General features: G+C 57.5%; 13 protein-coding genes. 12 read left to right on the forward strand and 1 reads right to left on the reverse strand.

Annotated features, from left to right (window positions below; genetic code table 11):
* The first annotated feature begins 17 nt into the window (after window positions 1–17).
* The 9 genes from csaA to BLR08_RS19165 all read left to right on the forward strand — a co-directional run bounded on the left by csaA (window position 18) and on the right by BLR08_RS19165 (window position 16,152).
* On the forward strand, window positions 18–350 hold the full coding sequence (csaA, locus tag BLR08_RS19120) for a chaperone CsaA (RefSeq protein WP_256257715.1): 333 nt from the start codon (window positions 18–20) through the stop codon (window positions 348–350).
* Window positions 351–613: 263 nt separating this feature from the next.
* Window positions 614–2,935 carry a helix-turn-helix domain-containing protein gene (locus tag BLR08_RS19125; protein WP_083537368.1) on the forward strand — a complete coding sequence of 774 codons (2,322 nt, stop codon included), beginning with the start codon at window positions 614–616 and terminating at the stop codon, window positions 2,933–2,935.
* Window positions 2,936–3,349: 414 nt separating this feature from the next.
* Window positions 3,350–4,954, forward strand: a complete 1,605-nt coding sequence (locus BLR08_RS19130) for a type 2 periplasmic-binding domain-containing protein (RefSeq protein WP_072333861.1) — start codon at window positions 3,350–3,352, stop codon at window positions 4,952–4,954.
* Between the two features lie 152 nt (window positions 4,955–5,106).
* On the forward strand, window positions 5,107–6,009 hold the full coding sequence (locus BLR08_RS19135; RefSeq protein ID WP_072333523.1) for an ABC transporter permease: 903 nt from the start codon (window positions 5,107–5,109) through the stop codon (window positions 6,007–6,009).
* Window positions 6,010–6,037: 28 nt separating this feature from the next.
* Window positions 6,038–6,913, forward strand: a complete 876-nt coding sequence (locus tag BLR08_RS19140; protein WP_072333525.1) for a carbohydrate ABC transporter permease — start codon at window positions 6,038–6,040, stop codon at window positions 6,911–6,913.
* A 51-nt stretch (window positions 6,914–6,964) separates the two neighbouring features.
* Window positions 6,965–8,152 (forward strand): glycoside hydrolase family 88 protein, encoded by a 1,188-nt coding sequence (locus BLR08_RS19145; RefSeq protein WP_072333527.1) that lies wholly within the window; start codon window positions 6,965–6,967, stop codon window positions 8,150–8,152.
* 25 nt (window positions 8,153–8,177) lie between these two features.
* Window positions 8,178–9,431, forward strand: a complete 1,254-nt coding sequence (locus BLR08_RS19150) for a Gfo/Idh/MocA family protein (RefSeq protein WP_072333529.1) — start codon at window positions 8,178–8,180, stop codon at window positions 9,429–9,431.
* Window positions 9,432–9,443: 12 nt separating this feature from the next.
* Window positions 9,444–12,854, forward strand: a complete 3,411-nt coding sequence (locus BLR08_RS19155; protein ID WP_256257716.1) for a glycosyl hydrolase family 95 catalytic domain-containing protein — start codon at window positions 9,444–9,446, stop codon at window positions 12,852–12,854.
* A 700-nt stretch (window positions 12,855–13,554) separates the two neighbouring features.
* Entirely contained in the window at window positions 13,555–16,152 is a 2,598-nt protein-coding gene (locus tag BLR08_RS19165) for an Ig-like domain-containing protein (protein ID WP_072333534.1), read from the forward strand.
* Between the two features lie 222 nt (window positions 16,153–16,374).
* Here the strand turns inward: BLR08_RS19165 and BLR08_RS19170 are convergent, their stop codons facing one another.
* Entirely contained in the window at window positions 16,375–16,860 is a 486-nt protein-coding gene (locus BLR08_RS19170; RefSeq protein ID WP_072333867.1) for a hypothetical protein, read from the reverse strand.
* A gap of 297 nt (window positions 16,861–17,157) precedes the next feature.
* Between BLR08_RS19170 and BLR08_RS31205 the strand changes: the two genes are divergently transcribed.
* The 3 genes from BLR08_RS31205 (at window position 17,158) to BLR08_RS19180 (ending at window position 19,082) form a co-directional block, all read left to right on the forward strand.
* Window positions 17,158–17,322: a hypothetical protein gene (locus tag BLR08_RS31205; protein ID WP_176835559.1), complete on the forward strand. Its 165-nt coding sequence runs from the start codon at window positions 17,158–17,160 to the stop codon at window positions 17,320–17,322.
* 18 nt (window positions 17,323–17,340) lie between these two features.
* Window positions 17,341–17,856, forward strand: coding sequence for a ferritin (locus tag BLR08_RS19175; protein ID WP_072333537.1), 516 nt, complete (start codon window positions 17,341–17,343; stop codon window positions 17,854–17,856).
* A 155-nt stretch (window positions 17,857–18,011) separates the two neighbouring features.
* Window positions 18,012–19,082 (forward strand): Gfo/Idh/MocA family protein, encoded by a 1,071-nt coding sequence (locus BLR08_RS19180; RefSeq protein ID WP_072333540.1) that lies wholly within the window; start codon window positions 18,012–18,014, stop codon window positions 19,080–19,082.
* The last annotated feature ends 161 nt before the right edge of the window (window positions 19,083–19,243 follow it).

Raw genomic sequence — 19,243 nt, forward strand, 5'->3', positions numbered from 1 at the left:
GATTGGAGGAGTGTTCTGTGTCGGCAACTATAGAAAATTTTATGGCGCTGGATATCCGAATCGGTACGGTGCTGCGTGCGGAGCCGTTTCCCGAGGCGAGAAAACCGGCAATAAAGCTGGAGATCGACTTCGGTCCCCTTGGCGTGAAGAAGTCGTCGGCTCAAATTACGAGACGTTATGAGGCGGAAGCGATAGTCGGCAGGCAGGTGGCGGCTGTAGTGAACTTCCCGCCACGGCGAATTGCCGGCTACGTCTCCGAGGTGCTGGTGCTGGGCGGCGTGCCCGAGGAAGGGGACGTCATTCTGCTGCGGCCTGATGAATCCGTGCCCGACGGCACGCCGGTCGCTTAACTAAAGTGCGGGGGCAAGCCGCCAAGCCGATAGCTGCTGCGGATTGCCAGCCGGCAGCCTGCCGTAGGGGCAAGTGCGGCTTATAGGAGCGGCGCACGAAGGAGGGGGAGGACCGCCCAAGCTGTCCGCGCTAGAATTTTCCTCCTTCCCCCTTCGCACAGTTCGGGGTATAATTTTGGCACAGCATAGCGAATGGGCGTGATTATTTGAGAAAAGCACTGTCCCGACTGCCATTACTCCGGGGTAAAAGCGCATTGAAAACGATGATCGTCTCCAACTTGCTCATCCTGCTGATCCCGATTGCCATGGGTATATTCCTGTATGCCAAGGTAGAAGACAGCTTAATGAACAATGCGAACCGCTCGAATTCGGCGATGCTCGAGCAAATGAAGCTGTCGCTGGACGCGAAGCTGTCCGAGGTGGACAACCTGATGCGTCAGGTCGTGCTGGACCCGCAAGCCGAATATTTGCTGAAGGTGCCCGCCGGCGCGGATAGCATGGATGAATACCGGTTTGTGGAATTCATGCGCGACAAGATGAACCGCTATCGCAATATGACAAGCAGCTTTATTTTTGATTATTATGTGTATTTCCGCAACAGCGACAAAATCGTCAAGGCGAATCTGCTTACCGATTCCCATACGTTTTATACGACTCACTATGCGTTCGCCGACATGCCTTACGAGCAGTGGCGCCGCGAGCTTTTGTCGGGTGTGCATCAATCGTCCTACTGGGCCGCCCGCGCGCTGGTCCGCAGCGACGACCTGCCGGGCGTTAACGAATATATGCCGGACAATGTGGTTGTATATGCGCAGACGCTGCCGATCCGCACGCCGAATGAAGCGCTGGGCAATCTGGTTGTGCTGATCGATGTAAGCCCGATCCGGGAAGCGTTTGCACAATTGGAAGCCGCCAGCCGCAGCGAAATTTACATCATCGACCATACGGACAAGACGATCATGAGCACTAGCAACGAGCCGCTGGCTGCCGACCTGCTGGCCCGCGTCCGGGAAAATACGTCGCCTTTCTCCTACAGGGTGGGAGACTCGGATCAAATGGTATCGGTAACCTCCTCGGACAAAGCCGGCTGGAGCTATGTGTCGATTACGCCTCATGATGTGTTCATGAAGCAGGTCAACTATATTCAGAAGTGGGCGCTTGGCTTGCTTGCCTGCTGCCTGATCGCCGGTCTGCTGGCCGTGTACACAGGGGCATACCGCAGCTATAAGCCGCTTCGCAACATGGTGAACGCGATTTTGCGCGGCAAGCAGATGCCGTCCGGTCCGGCCGCCAACGAATACGATTTTATCCGCGAGACGATCGAAGGCTCGCTGTACGAGGAGAAAAACCTGCGGGCCAAGCTGGGGCAGCAAATTCCGCTGATCCGCGCCAACTATTTATCCAGGCTCGTGCAGGGTTATATGGACGCCGACGTGTCCGCGGACAGCGATGAGATGCAGAAATTTATGGGCGTATCGTTTGTCGGCGATCGATTCGCCGTGCTGCTTGTACACATCGAGGATTACAAGCGGCTGACGGAGAAGGAATCCGAGCAGCAGTCCGCGCTTGTGCGGTTTATGGTGGCCAATGTCGGCACGGACCTGATCTCGCCGGCGCAGCACGGCTATTCCGTGGAGCTGGATCGCGACCGCGTGGCGTTTCTCGTCAACTTCCGCCCGGAATCGGGCGAGACGGCAGCCGAGGGGCTGCGGCAGATCGCCGCTACGATCAACAGCGTGCTTACCGAGCAGTTCAAGATCGACCTGACGCTCGCGGCCGGCGAGATTCATCAAGGCGCCAAAGCGGTGCATGATTCGTATCAGGAGGCGCTGGCGGCGCTGGAGTACCGGCTTATTCGCGGCAAAAAAACGATTATTCACTTCAGCGATATTACCGATTCCAACCAGCATTATTACTATCCGCTGGAGACGGAAACTCAGCTGGTCAATTTTGTGCGCAGCGGGGACACCGACAATACGGACAAGCTGCTGGACAAAATTTATTCGATGAACTTCGATTCGGGCGAGATGACGCCGGAGCTTGGCAAATGTCTGTTCTTTAACGTCACGAGCACGTTCCTGAAAATCGTCAACTCCACGAACACGAATCAGGCCGAGCTGCTGGGCGATGATTTTGATCTGATCAAGGCGGTATTCAGCTACCAGACGGCCGAGGATATGCATTTGAAAATTAAGGCACTCTATAACAAGCTGGCCGATTCGTTCAAGGTGGAGCGGACGGGAGGCAGCCCGCAGCTGCTCCAGGACATTATCCGCTTTATTGAAGCTTCCATCGACAATCCCGATCTCGGCCTGGCGCTGATCGCCGATCACGTCCGGTTGACGCCGCCGTATATCTCGACGTTTTTCCGCAAGCACCAAGGTCAGACGCTGGTCGACTACATCACGCGCAAACGCATCGACAAGGCCAAGCAGCTGATGGAAGACAAGAGCCTGACCAATGCGCAAATCGCGTCGATGGTCGGTTATGTGAACGATATCGTATTTTTGCGGGCGTTCAAAAAAGTGGAGGGCATCCCTCCGGGCAAATACCGCGAGACGATGATGCAGGGCGACTCCGATTAACGGAGCGCGCACGCTGCTTATTTCCAAAAACGGCCTCCCCTTGCTTCCGGCAGGGCAGAGAAGCCGTTTTTGTTTAGTCTCAGACCGTTTAAGCTCCGGTGATTGTTCGATTTTTGGATTGCCGCACGGCTTAGGCTTCTAAAGGCGCCATAAGGCGTTATCCGTATCAAAGCCGCAGAAATGGCTCTACAGAGCGGTTTTGGCTGCACTGACGTTTTTTAATGACGACTGATTATTTTTTGGAACGGCCCGTTGACCTTACGAAAAATCAACCCGAAGCAAAAATCGAAAGTGTTCAGACGCGCTTCCGGCGCCTACACTGAGAACCAGAAGCGCGGCAACCACACCGCCGCAATTCGCAAAACCAAAACATTCATTGATAAATAAGGGAGGCGCTTTCATTTGAACAAAAAGATGAAACATGCCGGTACAGTCGCACTCACATCTCTGCTCGCCGTTTCGGTGGCAGCCTGCAGCAGCGACTCGGGCACCAAAACACCTACTCCCAGCGCAGGCGCTGAGACTCAGCCGCCCAAGCTCACCAACTTGACGTATTGGGTTAACAACCACGCGGCGGCCGCGGCACAGATGAAAACATATGCCGAGATGGAGATGTACAAAGAACTCGAGAAAATTACCGGCGTCAAAGTGGAATTCCAGCATCCTCCGCTTGACGCGCAGCAGCAAAAAGAACAATTAAATCTGATGTTCGCCTCCAGCCAGCTGCCTGATGTGATCGAGACGATCTGGACGAGCAACTATCCGGGCGGTCCGGAGAAAGCGATCCTGGACGGCAAAATCATCAAGCTGAACGATCTGATCGACAAGCATGCGCCTAACCTGAAGAAGCTGCTTGAAGAGCATCCGGACTGGAAGAAGCAGATCATGACCGACGAAGGCAGCATCTATTCGTTCCCGTTCCTGCGGGGCGGCGAGAAGGTGCGCGTATTCTTCGGCCCGGGTATCCGCCAGGACTGGCTCGACAAGCTTAACCTGAAAATGCCGACGACGATCGACGAGTGGTATCAAGTGCTGAAAGCCTTCAAAGAAAAAGATCCGAACGGCAACGGCAAGCAAGATGAAATTCCGTTCTACCTCGATAAAGCGATGATCGGCGTGGATGCACCGTTCCTCGGCGCTTGGGGCATCAACTACAGCTTCTATCAAGTCGGCGGCAAAGTCAGCTACGGCCCGGTCCAGCCGGAATACAAAGAGTTCCTGGCCACGATGAACAAATGGTACAAGGAAGGTCTGCTCGACAAAGACTTCGCTGCGCCTAACGACAAGCTGTACGACAACAAAATGACGACCGATCTGCTGGGAGCGTCCGTCTACTACAACGGCGGCGGCATCGGCAAATACGCCAACCTGATGAAGGACAAGGACCCGAAATTCAAACTGGTGGCGGCGCCCTATCCGGTGCTGAAGGCCGGTGACAAACCGATCTGGGGACAAAAGGACTTCGCGTCCAACGGCGTTGGCGCGGCGATTACGACGAGCAACAAAAACCCGATCGAAACGGTCAAATGGCTGGATTATGCTTACGGCAAGGAAGGCGACCTGCTGTTCAACTACGGCAAAGAAGGCGTCAGCTACAAAATGGAAAACGGCCGCGCCGTGTTCCTGGATTCCGTCATGAATCCACCGAGCGGTGTCAGCCTGCAGCAGTCGTTCGCCAAGCATAACCGTTCGACGTGGAGCGCTCCGTTTGTCATGAGCGACAACTTCCAGATTCAATATCTGGCTCTGCCGACCCAGCAGGAAGCGCTTGAAGTGTGGTCGAAGCCGACGGCTGAGCGCAAAATGCCGCTCGTTACGCCGACCAAGGAAGAGTCGAGCAAGTTTGCTTCGCTCATGACCGACATCGAGACATACCGCGACGAAATGATGCTGAAGTTCATCATGGGCGCAGAGCCGCTCGAGAACTTCGACAAATACGTGAAGAAGATCCAAAGCATGGGCATCGACGATGCCGTCAAGATTCAGCAAGCCGCACTGGAGCGCTATAACAAACGTTAAGCCGTCGAAGACTTCGGACAGGGAGATGGACCGGTTCATCTCCCTGTTCCTATATCCAGGCAGAGGCAAGGGAGTGATATTCAATGTCCAAAAACAGCTCTACAGCACTTGCTGACGCAACTCCAAAACGCGAATACAAGGATCCAACCGTCATGCAGACGATTCGGGTCGATCTGAAGCGGCATTGGGCCACGTATTTGATGGCGATTCCCGTTATCGCCTATTATCTGATCTTCCACTACGGCCCGATGTATGGGCTACAGATCGCATTCAAGGATTTCTCCACGGCCAAAGGCATTTGGGGAAGCGCATGGGTCGGTTTCGATCATTTCAATAGCTTTTTTAACGGCATTTATTTTTGGCGATTGCTGAAAAATACGATTTTGATCAACCTCTATGAGCTGATCTTCGGCTTCCCGGCGGCGATTATTTTGGCGCTGCTGCTCAACGAAATCCGTCAGGCGATGTTCAAGCGGCTCGTGCAGACGATCTCGTATTTGCCTCACTTCATCTCGATTGTGGTAGTGGCCGGCATGATGGTCGACTTCCTGAGCCGCACCGGTCTGATCAACCAGATTCTCGGCCAATTCGGCGTCGAGCCGATCGATTTCCTGAAGGAAGAAGGCTGGTTCCGGTTCCTGTTCGTCTCCTCCGGCATCTGGCAGGGCATCGGCTGGGGGTCGATCATTTACCTGGCGGCGATCGCCACCATTGATCCGACCTTGTACGAAGCCGCCCGCATGGATGGCGCGAACCGCTGGAAGCAGGTGCTGCATGTCACGATCCCGGGCATCATGCCGACGATTGTGATCCTGTTCATCCTGAATATGGGCAACATGCTGACTGTGGGCAGCGAAAAGGTGCTGCTGCTGTACAACCCGCTGACTTACGAGACGGCGGACGTGATCTCGACTTATGTATACCGCAAAGGGATTTTGGAATCCAGCTACAGCTTTACGGCCGCGGTCGGACTGTTTAATTCTATCGTCAGCTTTATCCTGATCGTTGCAGCCAACAGCTTCAGCAAGCGGATCAGCGAGAACAAGCTGTGGTAACGGCCAATACGCGAAGGGGGAACCGGAAATGAAGCCAACCTCGGGTGAGCGGGCATTTGGCCTGTTTAACGGCTTTCTGATGATCGGGTTATGTATCGTCACTTTATATCCGTTTATTTACGTGCTGTTTGCATCGCTGAGCGACGCGCCGTCGTTCTTGCAGCATCGCGGGATTATGCTGAAGCCGGTCGGCTTCGATCTGGGCGCATACAAAGCGGTATTCGACAATCCGATGATTACGCAAGGGTATAAAAATACGCTGCTGTACGTCACGCTCGGCACAACGATCAACCTGCTGATGACAGCGATCGGCGCCTACGTGCTGTCGCGCAATAAACTGTATTTCCGCAATGCGATGATGTTTTTTATCGTGGTGACGATGGTGTTCCACGGCGGTCTGATCCCGACGTTCCTGCTGGTGAACGATCTCGGCATGATGAATACGATCTGGGCGCTGCTGATTCCGGGCGCGATCAATACGTATAACCTGATCATCATGCGCACGTCGTTCCAGGGCGTTCCGGTCAGTCTTGAGGAATCGGCCCGCATGGACGGAGCCGGCGACTGGACGATTTTGTTCCGCATCATTATCCCGCTGTCGATGCCGGTGATCGCCGTTATGATTTTGTGGTATGCGGTCGCGCACTGGAATTCCTACTTCAGCGCGCTCGTGTATCTGCGCAACCGGGAGGCGTATCCGCTGCAGCTCGTGCTGCGCGAGATTTTGATCGCCAACAGCACGGATTCGATGATGACGGGGGCGGCCAGCGACGACAAGTTCGCCATCGGCGAGACGATCAAATATGCGACGATTATCGTATCTACGCTGCCGATTATTTGCCTGTATCCATTTTTGCAAAAGTACTTCGTCAAAGGCGTGCTGATCGGCGCGATCAAGGAATAATGGCGTAAGACGGCGGCAGCCGCCTGATACGGATGGGGGAGAGAACGCAGCATGAAGCAAGTAAGAGACGAAGGCCACCGGTTCGGCGGCAAATATGCGCAAGCGCCGGAGCTGTCCGCGCCGTGGCTCGAGGAAGCGGTGCAATTCGTGCTGAAGCAGATTGACCGCAACCTGCAGGCGTATGCGCACCGGTTTCCTTCGCCGTCGAGCAAGGGCAACGTCTACGAGAGCTGGGACAACGTCGAGTGGACGCCGGGCTTCTGGACCGGCATGCTCTGGCTGGCTTATGAACTGACGGGCGAAGCCAAATACCGGGAGACGGCGGAAGGCCAGCTGGAAAGCTATCAGACGCGTCTGCAGGAGAGGAAGCATACGGCTACCCATGATCTCGGTTTTCTGTATACGCTCTCTTGCGTGTCGGCGTACAAGCTGACCGGCAGCGAGACAGCCAAGCGGACGGCGCTGCTGGCGGCCGATCTGCTGATGGAACGGTATTTCGAGCAGGCGGGCATTATTCAGGCTTGGGGCAATCTGGACGATCCGAAGCAGCGCGGCCGCATGATTATCGACTGCTGCATGAATTTGCCGCTGCTGTACTGGGCTGGCGAGATGACAGGCGATCGCCGCTATGCGCGGGCGGCGGACAGCCATGTCCGCCAGGCGGCCGCTTATCTGGTCAGGGAGGACGCTTCGACGTACCATACGTTCTATATGGATGTGGAGACAGGCGAGCCGCGTTACGGCAAGACGCAGCAAGGCTACTCCGACGATTCGTGCTGGTCGCGCGGGCAGGCTTGGGCGATCTACGGGTTTGCGCTGGGCCACCGTTATACAGGGGATGACCGGCTGCTGGATATCGGGCAGAAGGTGACCCATTACTTCCTCAACCGGCTGCCGAAGGACGATGTCTGTTACTGGGACTTGATCTTCACCGAAGGCAGCGAAGAGCGGGACAGCTCGGCTGCGGCGATTGCGGCGAGCGGCATGCTGGAGCTGGCGGGGCGTCTGCCCGAGGGCGATGCGAACAAGCGGCTGTATGAGCATGCTGCGCTGCATATCCTGCGGTCGCTGGCCGAACGCTACACGGCCGCTGCCGATCCAAGCTCCAATGGGGTGCTGCTGCATGCGGTGTACGGCAAGCCGCTGGGGCATGGCGTCGACGAATGCTGCATCTGGGGCGATTACTATTACTTCGAGACGCTTGTCCGGTCGATCAAGGACTGGAAGACGTACTGGTGAGGCGGAAGCGGGAGGAGAGAGACAGATGAAGCAGCTAACTGCAATTATGATCGGCGCGGGAGCACGGGGTTCGGCCTATGCGCAGTATGCGCTCGATTATCCGCATGAGCTGAAGTTTGTAGCGGTAGCGGAGGCGAATCCCGAGCGGCTGGCGAAGTTTGCGGGGCGGCACGGGATTGCGGAGGAACGCTGCTACACGAGCTGGGAGCAGCTATTGGCCGCGGGACCCTTGGCGGATATCGCGGTGATCGCGACGCAGGACCGGATGCATACGGAGCCGACGGTGCGGGCGCTGCGGCAATCGTACCATGTGCTGCTGGAGAAGCCGATGTCGCCGGAGCCTCAGGAGTGTGTGCAGATGGAGCTGGCGGCCAAGGAGAACGACCGGCTGCTGACGATCTGCCACGTGCTGCGCTATACGCCGTTCTGGTCGGCGATCAAACGCCTGCTGTCCGAGGGGCGAATCGGCGAGGTGGCTTCGATTCAGTTAAACGAAAATGTCGGCTACTGGCATATGGCGCACAGCTTTGTCCGAGGCAACTGGAGCAATTCGGATCAGTCCAGCCCGATGATTTTGGCCAAATCCTGTCATGATATGGATGTGCTGAGCTGGCTGATGGATCAGCCGTGCCGGCGCATCAGCTCGTTTGGCTCGCTGATGCATTTTCACGAGGGGAACGCTCCGGCCGGTTCGGGGGACCGTTGTCTGAGCTGCGAGGTGGAGCCGACCTGTCCGTATTCGGCGCCGCGCTTCTATCTCGGCGAAGGCATGTCATGGGCGCGGCACTTTACAGAGGGACTGACGCGGGACAGCATTGTGCAAGGGCTGCAGGAGACAAACTACGGCCGCTGTGTTTACAGAAGCGACAATAATGTCGTGGATCATCAAGTCGTCAATATGGAATTCGCCAGCGGCGCTACGGCGATGTTCAGCATGTGCGGCTTTACCCGGGACCAGGAGCGCCGCATTCAGATTATGGGCACGCGGGGCGAGCTGCGCGGCGAAGGCAGCCGCATTACGGTGATGGATTTTCTAACCCATGAACATACGGTGATCGATATTCCCGAGCAGGCCTCCGGCCATGGCGGCGGAGACAGCGGCATCGTGCGCAGCTTCCTGCGGGAGGTGCGCGCATACGGCAGCGGCGCGGAGAGCTTAACCTCGGCGTCGGCGTCGGTGCGCAGTCATCTGATGGCGTTTGCCGCCGAGAGGTCGCGTCTGGCTCACGGGCAATCGATCGACCTGGACGAATATTACCGGGAATTGACCGGCAGATAGAGGGGGAGCGACATGCGGAAGATGCATACCGTCACCTACACCAACGCACAGAGCGGCTGGAACGAAGCGCTGCCGCTCGGCAACGGGCAGTTCGGCGGCATGGTTTACGGCGAGGACGGCCGGCTGACGATCGCGATGAATCACTACGAGGTGTATTATCGCAAGCTGCACCGTTACAGCCAGACGTACAGGGACGGGGACGGCTGCGACTTTACCCGCATGTACGGATATACGTTCGAGGAGCTGAAGCGCCGGGCTGCGGAGATGTACCGCGACCCGGCGCAAGGTCCGTTTTATCTGTACGGCGATGCGCTGAATCCGGACAATATGTACCGGCACTACGGCAAGCCGTCCGGGGGCGTCTCGCATTATCCGACGGGCGAGCTTCGGCTGGAAGTGGACGGAACTCTTATGGGCGAAGGCCCGCATATGGTGAAGACGGACGTTGAGGCGGGTGAAGGCCCGCATAAGGTGAAGCCGGGCATTGAGACGGGTGAAGGAACCTACTCACTGCAGCTGATTGTGGAGACGGCGACCGTCGCCTTGCGGGCCGAGCGGGACGGCCGACGTCTGGAAGCGGACACCCGCATCGATAACGAGGAAGATGTGCTGATCACGGAGGTGCGCCAGTCGCAGCCGGGTTTGCTGCCTGCCGTCTCGCTTGTTGTGCCGCAGGAGCGGTATGTCGGCATGGACGTGCGCTACGAGCGGCTGGACGACGCGACTTTTTATTATCGGGGTTCGTTTTATGCCGATGGCGAGGACAAATCGCGTTATGAGCCGTTTTCGTTTGTTGTGATGCTGCGGCTGTGCGGGGCTGCGGGGGATGTCGAGCCTGCCGATGCCGGCGGCGGATTGCGCATTCGGCTGCGTGATGCAGGACGGAGGCTGACGCTGCTTACGACGGTGGTGACCGAGGAGGAGACGACGGAGCTTGTCGAGCAGGCGCGGCTCCGGCTGGATGCTTATGCCGCGCAGGCCGATCAGCGCCGCGAGCGCCACCGGGAGAGCTGGCGGCAGTTCTGGAGCCGCTCGTCGGTGACGCTGCCGGACAAGCTGCTGGAGGATCTGTGGTATGTGAACTTGTACGCGATCGCTTGCAGCAGCGGCAAGGGCGGGCGCATGTATGCGCAGGCTTGCGGGCTGAACGGCTTGTGGGACATCAAGAAGCCTACCAAGTGGGGCAGCATGTGGTACTGGGATGTCAATATTCAGGCGGCGTTTTGGCCGCTGTATACGGCCAACAAGCTGGAGCTGGCCGAGGCGTTTAACGACGGCTTGCTGTCATACGCCGATGAGGCGGAGCGGATGGCCAGTCAATTTTACGGCTTGCCCGGCGTTGCCGCCGACTACCCGCATGCGTTGTATCTCAGCATCTGGCCGTGGTGCGCGCAGTTTTTGTGGGACTATTACCGCTACAGCATGGACCTGGACTTTTTACGGGAGCGGGCTTATCCGCTGTTCCGCCGGATCATTCGTTTTTTTGAGGGTTATCTGCAGGAAGATCCGAAGCAGCCGGGGCACCTGCATGTGTTTCCCGACATTTCGCCGGAGCAGGGACCGCTGACTCGCAATTCGGTATGCACGCTCGCTTCGGTGCGGTATTTGCTGCGGCTGTCGGTGGAAGCCAATATGGTGCTCGGCGAGTCGGAGGCCGACCGGGCCAAGTGGAGCGAGATGGCGGAGCGCCTGGCTCCTTATCCGGCGGCAGTGTCCGGCCGCTATGGCGACGTCTGGCTCGACTCCGAATGGGCGCCGCCGGACTTGCATCTGCGCCATCCGTCGCTGCTGATGCCGATTTATCCCGCCGGCGAGGTTGATCGGCACAGCGCCGCGGCTTTGCGGCAGCGGGCGGAGAACACGCTGCGTTATGCCGAGCATCAACTGGAGTACGGCGTATTCCAGTTTGGCTGGCTGTCCTGCGCCGCCTCCCGGCTGGGCCGGGGCAATCAGGCGCTGCGGCTGCTGTATGAGCAGGGAATCGACTTGTCGCTGCGCTGCAACGGGATGTTCTCGGAGGAGACGGAGCGCTGGATGAACTATTGCAACATCACCAACGAGCCGCTGTACCATCCGTTTATGATGGAAGGCTCTGGCGAACTCGTAGCCGCGGTCAACGAGATGCTGCTGCAGAGCTATAGCGGCATCATCGAGGTGTTCCCGGCTGTGCCTGGGGGAGAGAGCGAACCGGAGCGGCTGCACGGCATATACGAGCATGAATCAGGCCGGGCGGCTAGTACTTATGCGGCCTGGGACGACTGCCGCTTTGACGGTTTGCTGGCGGTCGGCGCGTTCGAGGTCAGCGCGGAACGGCGAGGCGGCAGTGCGAGCTGGGTGCGGATTCACAGCCGGGCCGGCGGGAAGATTGTTTTGCGCAATCCGTATGGGGACGGGCAGCGAATATGCGTATCGCGTCTGGACAACGGCGGGGAGTCGGCGGAGCAGCCGTATGAGGTGACGGACGACGGATTGATTACGTTCCGCACGGCAGTTGGCGGCAAGTATGAGGTATGTGCGGAGCCGGCGGCGCAGGCCGGGGAGCCGGCATACGTAGGGACGGCTGGGCATGCGGATGAGCTGGGGGTCGTGAATGCAGATGCATATGCGCTGGAAGTTGGGCTGACGGCTGCATGTGGAGATGGACTGACGGTTGAGCATGCGGATGGGTTGAGGGCTGAGCATGCGGATGGACTGACGGCTGGGCATGCGGATGAGCTGAGGGTCGTGAGTGCAGATGAACCGGCTGGGGCGATGAGCCGTGTGCAGACGGAACAACCCGGCGCGCCTCGCATCCACTATGCTCATACCGGGCGGCGCGTGTTCCTCGGCAAAGACAGCGACACGGACGGCAGCCGTCTGCTCGATCATTTTACATTTGATTATTATGCCGGCAATCATCGCGAATCTAGGCTGGCCGCTTATCGCCTGGACTTTGGCGTCGGTCGGGAGCTGCCGGGCAAGGAATATGCGCAGGCGCTGCCCCGGCAAATACATGCCAGCGGCGTACTCGGCCAGACGTTCCGCCAAATATCGCCGGACATGCGGTTTTCGGCACGGTCGGGGATCGGCTGGGAGAGCGTCTCCGGGTTATCGGCCGAGGACCGGGGGCGGCCCGATGAACTGCGGCGAGACTTCATTGGCGGCGTAGACGAAGCGACGTTCCGGCTGGAGCTGCCCAAGGGCCGCTATGATCTGCTGTTTGTTACGGGCGATGCCGCCGAGCCGTCCTATACGGAAATTGAAGTGGCCGGGCAGACGATTTGGAGGCCGGAGCGGATTTTGCGGGCGGGCGAATTTGCCACGGACATCCTGCCGGTCGCCCAGCGGCGGGACGGCTATGCGGATATTCGGCTGCGCACGCGCGAAGGCTCGCAGTGGCGGATCAACGTGATCGTTGTCAATAAAAACTATCCGTATTTATAGTAATCAATGGCTGCTCCGCGCGGCAAGTGTGCGAGGATGGAGACAGCTATAAAAGAAGAGCGGCGCACGAGCCGTCCGGATTCCCTGTGGGAAACGGGCGGCGTTTTTGCGTACACGTTCCTTGAATTTAGAAGAAGCGCGAGGAAGGAACAACGGGTATATGCCGAAGCGACACAAGTCCAAGCGGAAAAAGGGACGCCGCCCGACGTAGCGTCTGAGAAGCAGCTTCAGGGACTGGGCTTTGCATATCCAGCAACCAGACCATTTATACGACTTTTCGTATAAACCTCGTCTTTTGACCGCCAGCAAAACGTGTTTTATACGTTTTTTCGCACATATCTTCTTTTTTTGACCCCCAACCGGGCGCTTATATACGTTTTTTCGGATAAATCCTACAAGTTGACCGCCGACCTGGCTCATTTTATACGTTTTTTCGTCTACTGCTTGAAGCCCCTCCTTTTACGGAGCCCTAAGGAGTAACAGTAACTTCACTAAAAGCGACTAAGCCGGGTGGACTTTTTGCCCGCAAATCAAGCTTCTGCTCAACCGCCATGTAACTTTCTCGTAATCAGCTTCGTTCAGGAGCTGCTCTTTTCCAAAAATCACAAAATGAAGTAGACAAATACTCTCTTAATAATGGTATGATAGAATGAACCGAATACTAAAATTTGGACATAGAAAGACGGGAGAGATGAAACAAATGCGTTTTCGATGGATCAAAATCATGGCGCTGGCGCTGATCGTCGCTTTGGGGACGGGAACCTATGCGGGTCCACAGGCCTCGGCGGCGACGGAGACCATTTCCAGCCTGGTTTTGAACAAAAACGAGTTGGCTCTGGAGGTCGGTGCGACTGCCACGCTAACGGCAACGGCGGTGTATGTAAGCGGAGCGACGGAGAATGTGTCGGTGAAAACGGACTGGAATTCGGGAGAGCCCGGTACGGCTTCGGTCTATGCAGGGGTCGTAACGGCGAAGAAAGAAGGCAAGGCGGTCATTACCGCTACTTATATGGGCAAAACCGTGATCGTGAACGTAACGGTCACCAAGCGGGTTCGTTCGCTGATCAAGGACAAGCAGCTGATCGATCTCAGACAAGGGCAGTCCGAGCAGGTGACTCTGACCGCTTATTATGATGATGGCAGTCATGAGGATGTAACGAGCAAGGCGGACTGGAATATCGACAACGGCGCAGTAGCCACCGTCATCAACGGCAAGGTGACCGGGCAAAGCTCGGGCAGTACGGTCATCACGGCCAAGTACAACAGCCAGCAAGTCACCATTCCGGTGAATGTGGAGATCGTCAAGCGCGTAGACCCTGAGAAAACGGAGGTTTCCCTGCTGCAAGGGGAGACGGAGAGCGTTAAGCTGATGGCGACCTATCCGGACGGTACGGTCGAGGATGTGTCGGATAAAGCCGATTGGGTGTCCGATGACAGCGAGGTCGCCGATGTGATCAAGGGCAAGATTACCGGATACGGCCCCGGCCAGACGACGATCAAGGCTGCTTACGGCACGAAGACGACGTCCATCAAGGTGGATGTCGACCACGCAATCAAGATCGAGCTCGACAAGCAGAGCCTGTTTATGAAAAAGGGCGGCACGTCTCAGCTGAAGCTGACGGCTACTTATGCCGAGGGCAACACGGAGGACGTCACGTCCAAGGCGGAGTGGACCTCCGAGAATGAAGAGGTCGTTTATGTAATCAAAGGCAAGCTCAGCGCGAACAGCACGGGCGAGACGACCGTTACCGCCAAGTACGGAAATAAGACGGTGAAAGCGAAGATCGACGTCGATGTTCCGCGCCGGCTGGAGCTGGGCACCGAGGAGCTGTTCCTCAAGACGGGCGAGTCGGGCCAGTTGTCGCTGCAGGCGACCTACGCCGATGAGACCGAGGAGGATGTGACCCGTGAGGCCGAATGGACCGTAGCGGATTCGGCCATCGCTGCGGTGGTTAACGGCAAGATCACGGCGTACAAATCCGGCGTGACGAAAGTAACGGCGACCTATGGCGGCAAAACGGCGACAGCCGCTATCTCGGTCGATGTGCCGGTGAAGATTACGGCCAGCCATAAGAGCGTCCAGTTCCAGGTCGGTTCCTCGGAGCAGGTTACGCTGAAGGCTCTTTATGTGGACGGGCGCGAAGAGGATGTTACCTCCAAGGCGGTATGGAGCTCAGGAAACGGCGATATTGCCGAGGTGCGCAAGGGCTTGGTATCCGGCGTCGGGACAGGGGCTACGACGGTGAAGGCGGTATTTGGAACACGATCCGTAACGCTTCAAGTATCCGTCGGGGTGCTCAAGACGCTGACGGTTGACCAGACCAAGCTGGTGATGGCCAAAAACGAGAGCAAGTCGCTAAGTCTCAAGGCTACCTACACGGACGGAACGACCGCCGATGTAGCTGCAGATGCGGTATGGACCACCTCCGATGCGAAGATCGCTTTCGTCACGGAGGAAGGCAAGGTGACGGCCGTCAATACGGGCGAAGCGAAAATAACGGTCACCTACAGCGGCAAGACGGTCGAGATTACCGTCCAGGTCGATATGGCGGGCAAGCTGGTGGCAAGTCCTACACAGCTGTCCTTCGACCTTGGAGAAACAAGAACAATTGCCCTCACAGCCACAGACAGCAATGGCGTTACCAAGAGCGTGGCGCAGGAGGCGGAGTGGAAGTCCTCCGATGAGAAAATTGCCCAGGTGGCAGGCGGCGTAGTCACGGCGATCGCTCGCGGCAAAGCGACTGTTACGGCGACCTACGGGGGCAAAAGCGTATCGATCCCGGTCGAGATCGGCGTTGTCCAGAGCATCGAGGTCGATAAAAAATTCATCTCGACCAAGCGTGGAGATTCCGTGCAAATTCGTCTGACCGCGGTGCTGTCCGACGGGACGAAGAAGGATATGACGGCATCGGCCGCATGGCGCTCCAGCAATTACAAGGTGGCGGATGTGACCGAAGGTCTTGTGACGGCTGTCGATTCCGGTTCTGCCATTATCGTGGTTTCATTTGCAGGGAAAAGCGTGAATGTTCCGGTCGAGATCGACAAGCTGAAGTATCTGAAAACCAGCGAGGTTGCCATCGAGCTGAAGAAGGGCGCTACCTTCGACGTAAAGGCGATCGCGACCTACTTCGACGGCACGGATCAGGATGTAACCGTAGAAGGACTGTGGGCGTCCACCAACATCCGGGTAGCCGATGTGAAGGACGGCATCATCAAGGCGACGGGCAAGGGCAGAGCGACGGTGTCCGTAACGTATGCGAAGAAGAAAACGACCGTTGTCGTGACGGTCACCGGTTAACGGTTCAGGCTTGACCTGAAAGCAAGGCCGCCCGCGCATCGCTGCTGCGCAGGGCGGCTTTTGCTTTGCATGCCGGAGGAGATTGGGGTATCCGGGCGCTGCGTACGCGGCTAAGCTAAGGCTGATAAGGGAATGCTTGACGGAGTCCGGAGAGCCGCTGAGGAGTCGAACCAGGAAGTAAAAAAACGATCGGCCGCAGGCTGCGCGTTGTTCACCGGACTTTTAGACCGAATGGCTGGGCAAGGAATTGAGGAAACGCTTGATGAGGAACCCGACGAACACGCCGGCCAGGGCGAACAGCATCGGCAGCCAGACGGGACCGAGCAGGAGGCCGGCTATCTTCAGCCGGGACGAGAGAGCCACGCCGATTGTCGCGAAAAACGCGCAGAATATAAATGGAAACGCCGCATTCGGGGATTGGCCGCCGCCGGCATGCTTGAAAGCGTCCCAGATGCCGAACATGTACACGCAAGGGTAGAACATCAGCCACTGATAGTTGGTATGCTCCACGGCGGTTTGGATATCTCCCAAGAAGCTGTGCACGATCAGCGAATTAAGATGGGAACCCATGTTGATGACGATTTCCATGGCGATCAATACGATTCCCTTGATATAATGGCGGTTGAGCAGCTGGCCGAAGCCGGGAAAGGCGATGCACCAGAACAAGGCTTCAAGCGGGCTGTTGCGGGAGACGGAGTTTTCGTTCATGGGCGGCACGGCTCAGACTTCCCGGGAAGATCGGGAAGCGGTAACTGGCCTAGAGCTCCATGCTTTAATTCCTGCAGGCTGATCATGAAAAGGCTCCTTTTGCTGAGAGCTGTATTTTATTTCTATTTTACCCCATAAAAGTAAATGTTATGACTTGTGACACTGTTCGGATGATAAGCACAGGAGCGCGGAGAAGGCGGGCTCATATTGAGGAAGGTTCTGGAACATGATAAAATGGTTCCAGCCCGCTTGCGTGCAGAGCCGATCTAAACATCCGAGCAAGAGGCCGGAAAGCCGATGAGGTGTAAACCGAGAGTGGACATCCCGATCGGCCGCAGGCCGCGCGTTGTTCACCGGATATTTAACGGACAAGGGACAAGCGCCGGAGTCAACCGGGGCGGCGGATCCGGAGGCAGAGCCTCCAGCCTGATCCGGTTAGCACGGTACGGAACGAATAAATAGAATAAGGGGCGTGACCTGATGCTGAGTGAGAAGCTGCTTGCCAAGCTGAATGAGCAAATGAATTACGAGTTTTATTCGTCGCAGGTATATTTGGCGATGGCCGGTTACTGCTCGTCGGAGAGCTTTGACGGATTTGCGAACTTCTTTATCGTCCAGGCCGAGGAAGAGAAGTTCCATGCGATGAAAATTTTCCACTTTATCAACACGCTTGGCAAACGCGCCCACGTGAGCGGTATGGACAACCCGTTGAATGCTTATGAATCGCTGCTGGATGCCTTCGAGCATGCGTATGCCCATGAGCAGACGGTTACCAAGCGGATCTATGAGCTGTCGGATATCGCTTGGGATGAGCGGGAGCATGCGACGATTAATTTCCTGAAATGGTTTATCGATGAGCAGGTCGAGGAAGAAGCGACCTTCGACAGCATCATCCAGAAGCTGCGCCGCATCGATAAGGACAGCAATGCCTTCTATATGCTGGACGCCGAGCTGGCCCAGCGCACCTTCGTGCCTCCGGCAGCGGGCGAAGCCTGATTCCGAAACAGCCCCCGGGAGACCGGGGGCTGTTTGCTTGAGGCGGGAGAATGAGGCGTGCGGAAACGGATGATCCGGAGGAGGCGACCGGATCGGCGCAGGCGAGGTGAAAGCAACCGAATATTCGGCCCGTCGGGGAGAGGAGAGATCAGAGGATGAGGGAAGCGAATGAGGAGCGTCAGCAAGCCGGGGGCGCGGAGCGAGCGGGCAAAGTATGGGGATTTGGCTTGATCGGAACAGGAGCGATCGCCGAGCTTCATGCTCTCGCCATCGGCAACTTGCCTGGCGGCCGTCTGTTGGCGGCTGCGGGACGCAGCGCGGAGAAGACGAGGGCTTTCGCTGAAAAGGCAGGATGCGAAGCGGCGGACAGCGCCGAGGAGCTGCTGGCCAGGCCCGAGATCGAGATCGTCTGTGTGGCGACAAGCAGCGGCAGCCACGCCGCGATCGGGGAACAGGTGCTGCGGGCGGGCAAACATCTGATTGTGGAGAAGCCGATGGCGATGACGACTCCGGAGGCCGAGCGTCTGATGAAGCTGGCAAAGGACCGGGGACTGACGCTCAGCGTCATTTCCCAGCGGAGATTCGAGGCGCCGTACCAGCTCGCCAAGCGGATTATAGATGAAGGGAAGCTCGGGCGGCTGATTTTCATCGAAGCGCTGACGCCGTTCTACCGGGATCAGGCTTATTACGATTCCGCCGAATGGCGCGGCACGATCGCCGAGGACGGAGGCGCGCTGATGAATCAGGCGATCCATCAGATCGATCTGATGCTGTGGTTCGGGGGAGAAGCGGCGAGTGCGACGGGCATGATGGCGACGCAGACGCACCGGATGGAAGCCGAGGATCTGGCAGTCGGAGCAGTGAAGTTCAAGAACGGGGCGCTGGCCAGTATTGTGGCTTCCACCAGTCTTCAGCCGGCCCAGCCGCCCGCCGTCAAGCTGTACGGCGAGCTGGGCGCCATCTGGATCGAGGGCAACGCCGTGACCTTATGGTCGGTGCCGGGGGAAGAAAAACCGCAGGCGCCGTCCCGGCCATCCGCTGACGGAGCGGGCGACCCGCGTGTGGTTAAGGATGAAAACCATCGCAAGCAGTTCGCTGACGTGATCGAGGCTATCGAACAGGGACGGGAGCCGTTGATCGGCGGACGGGACGGGTACCGCGCCGTTCAATTGGTCAATGCGGTGTATGAGGCGTCCCGTTCGGGACGAGAGATAGCTTTATCGTAAGTCAGACAACGAAAAGAGCCGTTATTTGTCTCAGGGACAAAGGGCGGCTCTTTCCGCTGCGGCGATGATTCCGGCCGGTTGGAGAAGCAGCCGGACGTGCACGCTGCCGTTAGGCTGGCAGGCATTGAAAGGCATGAAAGGCATGAAAGGCATGAAAGGCA

Origin of the sequence: Paenibacillus sp. cl123 (assembly GCF_900101595.1) — a bacterium.
Taxonomy (GTDB): domain Bacteria; phylum Bacillota; class Bacilli; order Paenibacillales; family NBRC-103111; genus Paenibacillus_G.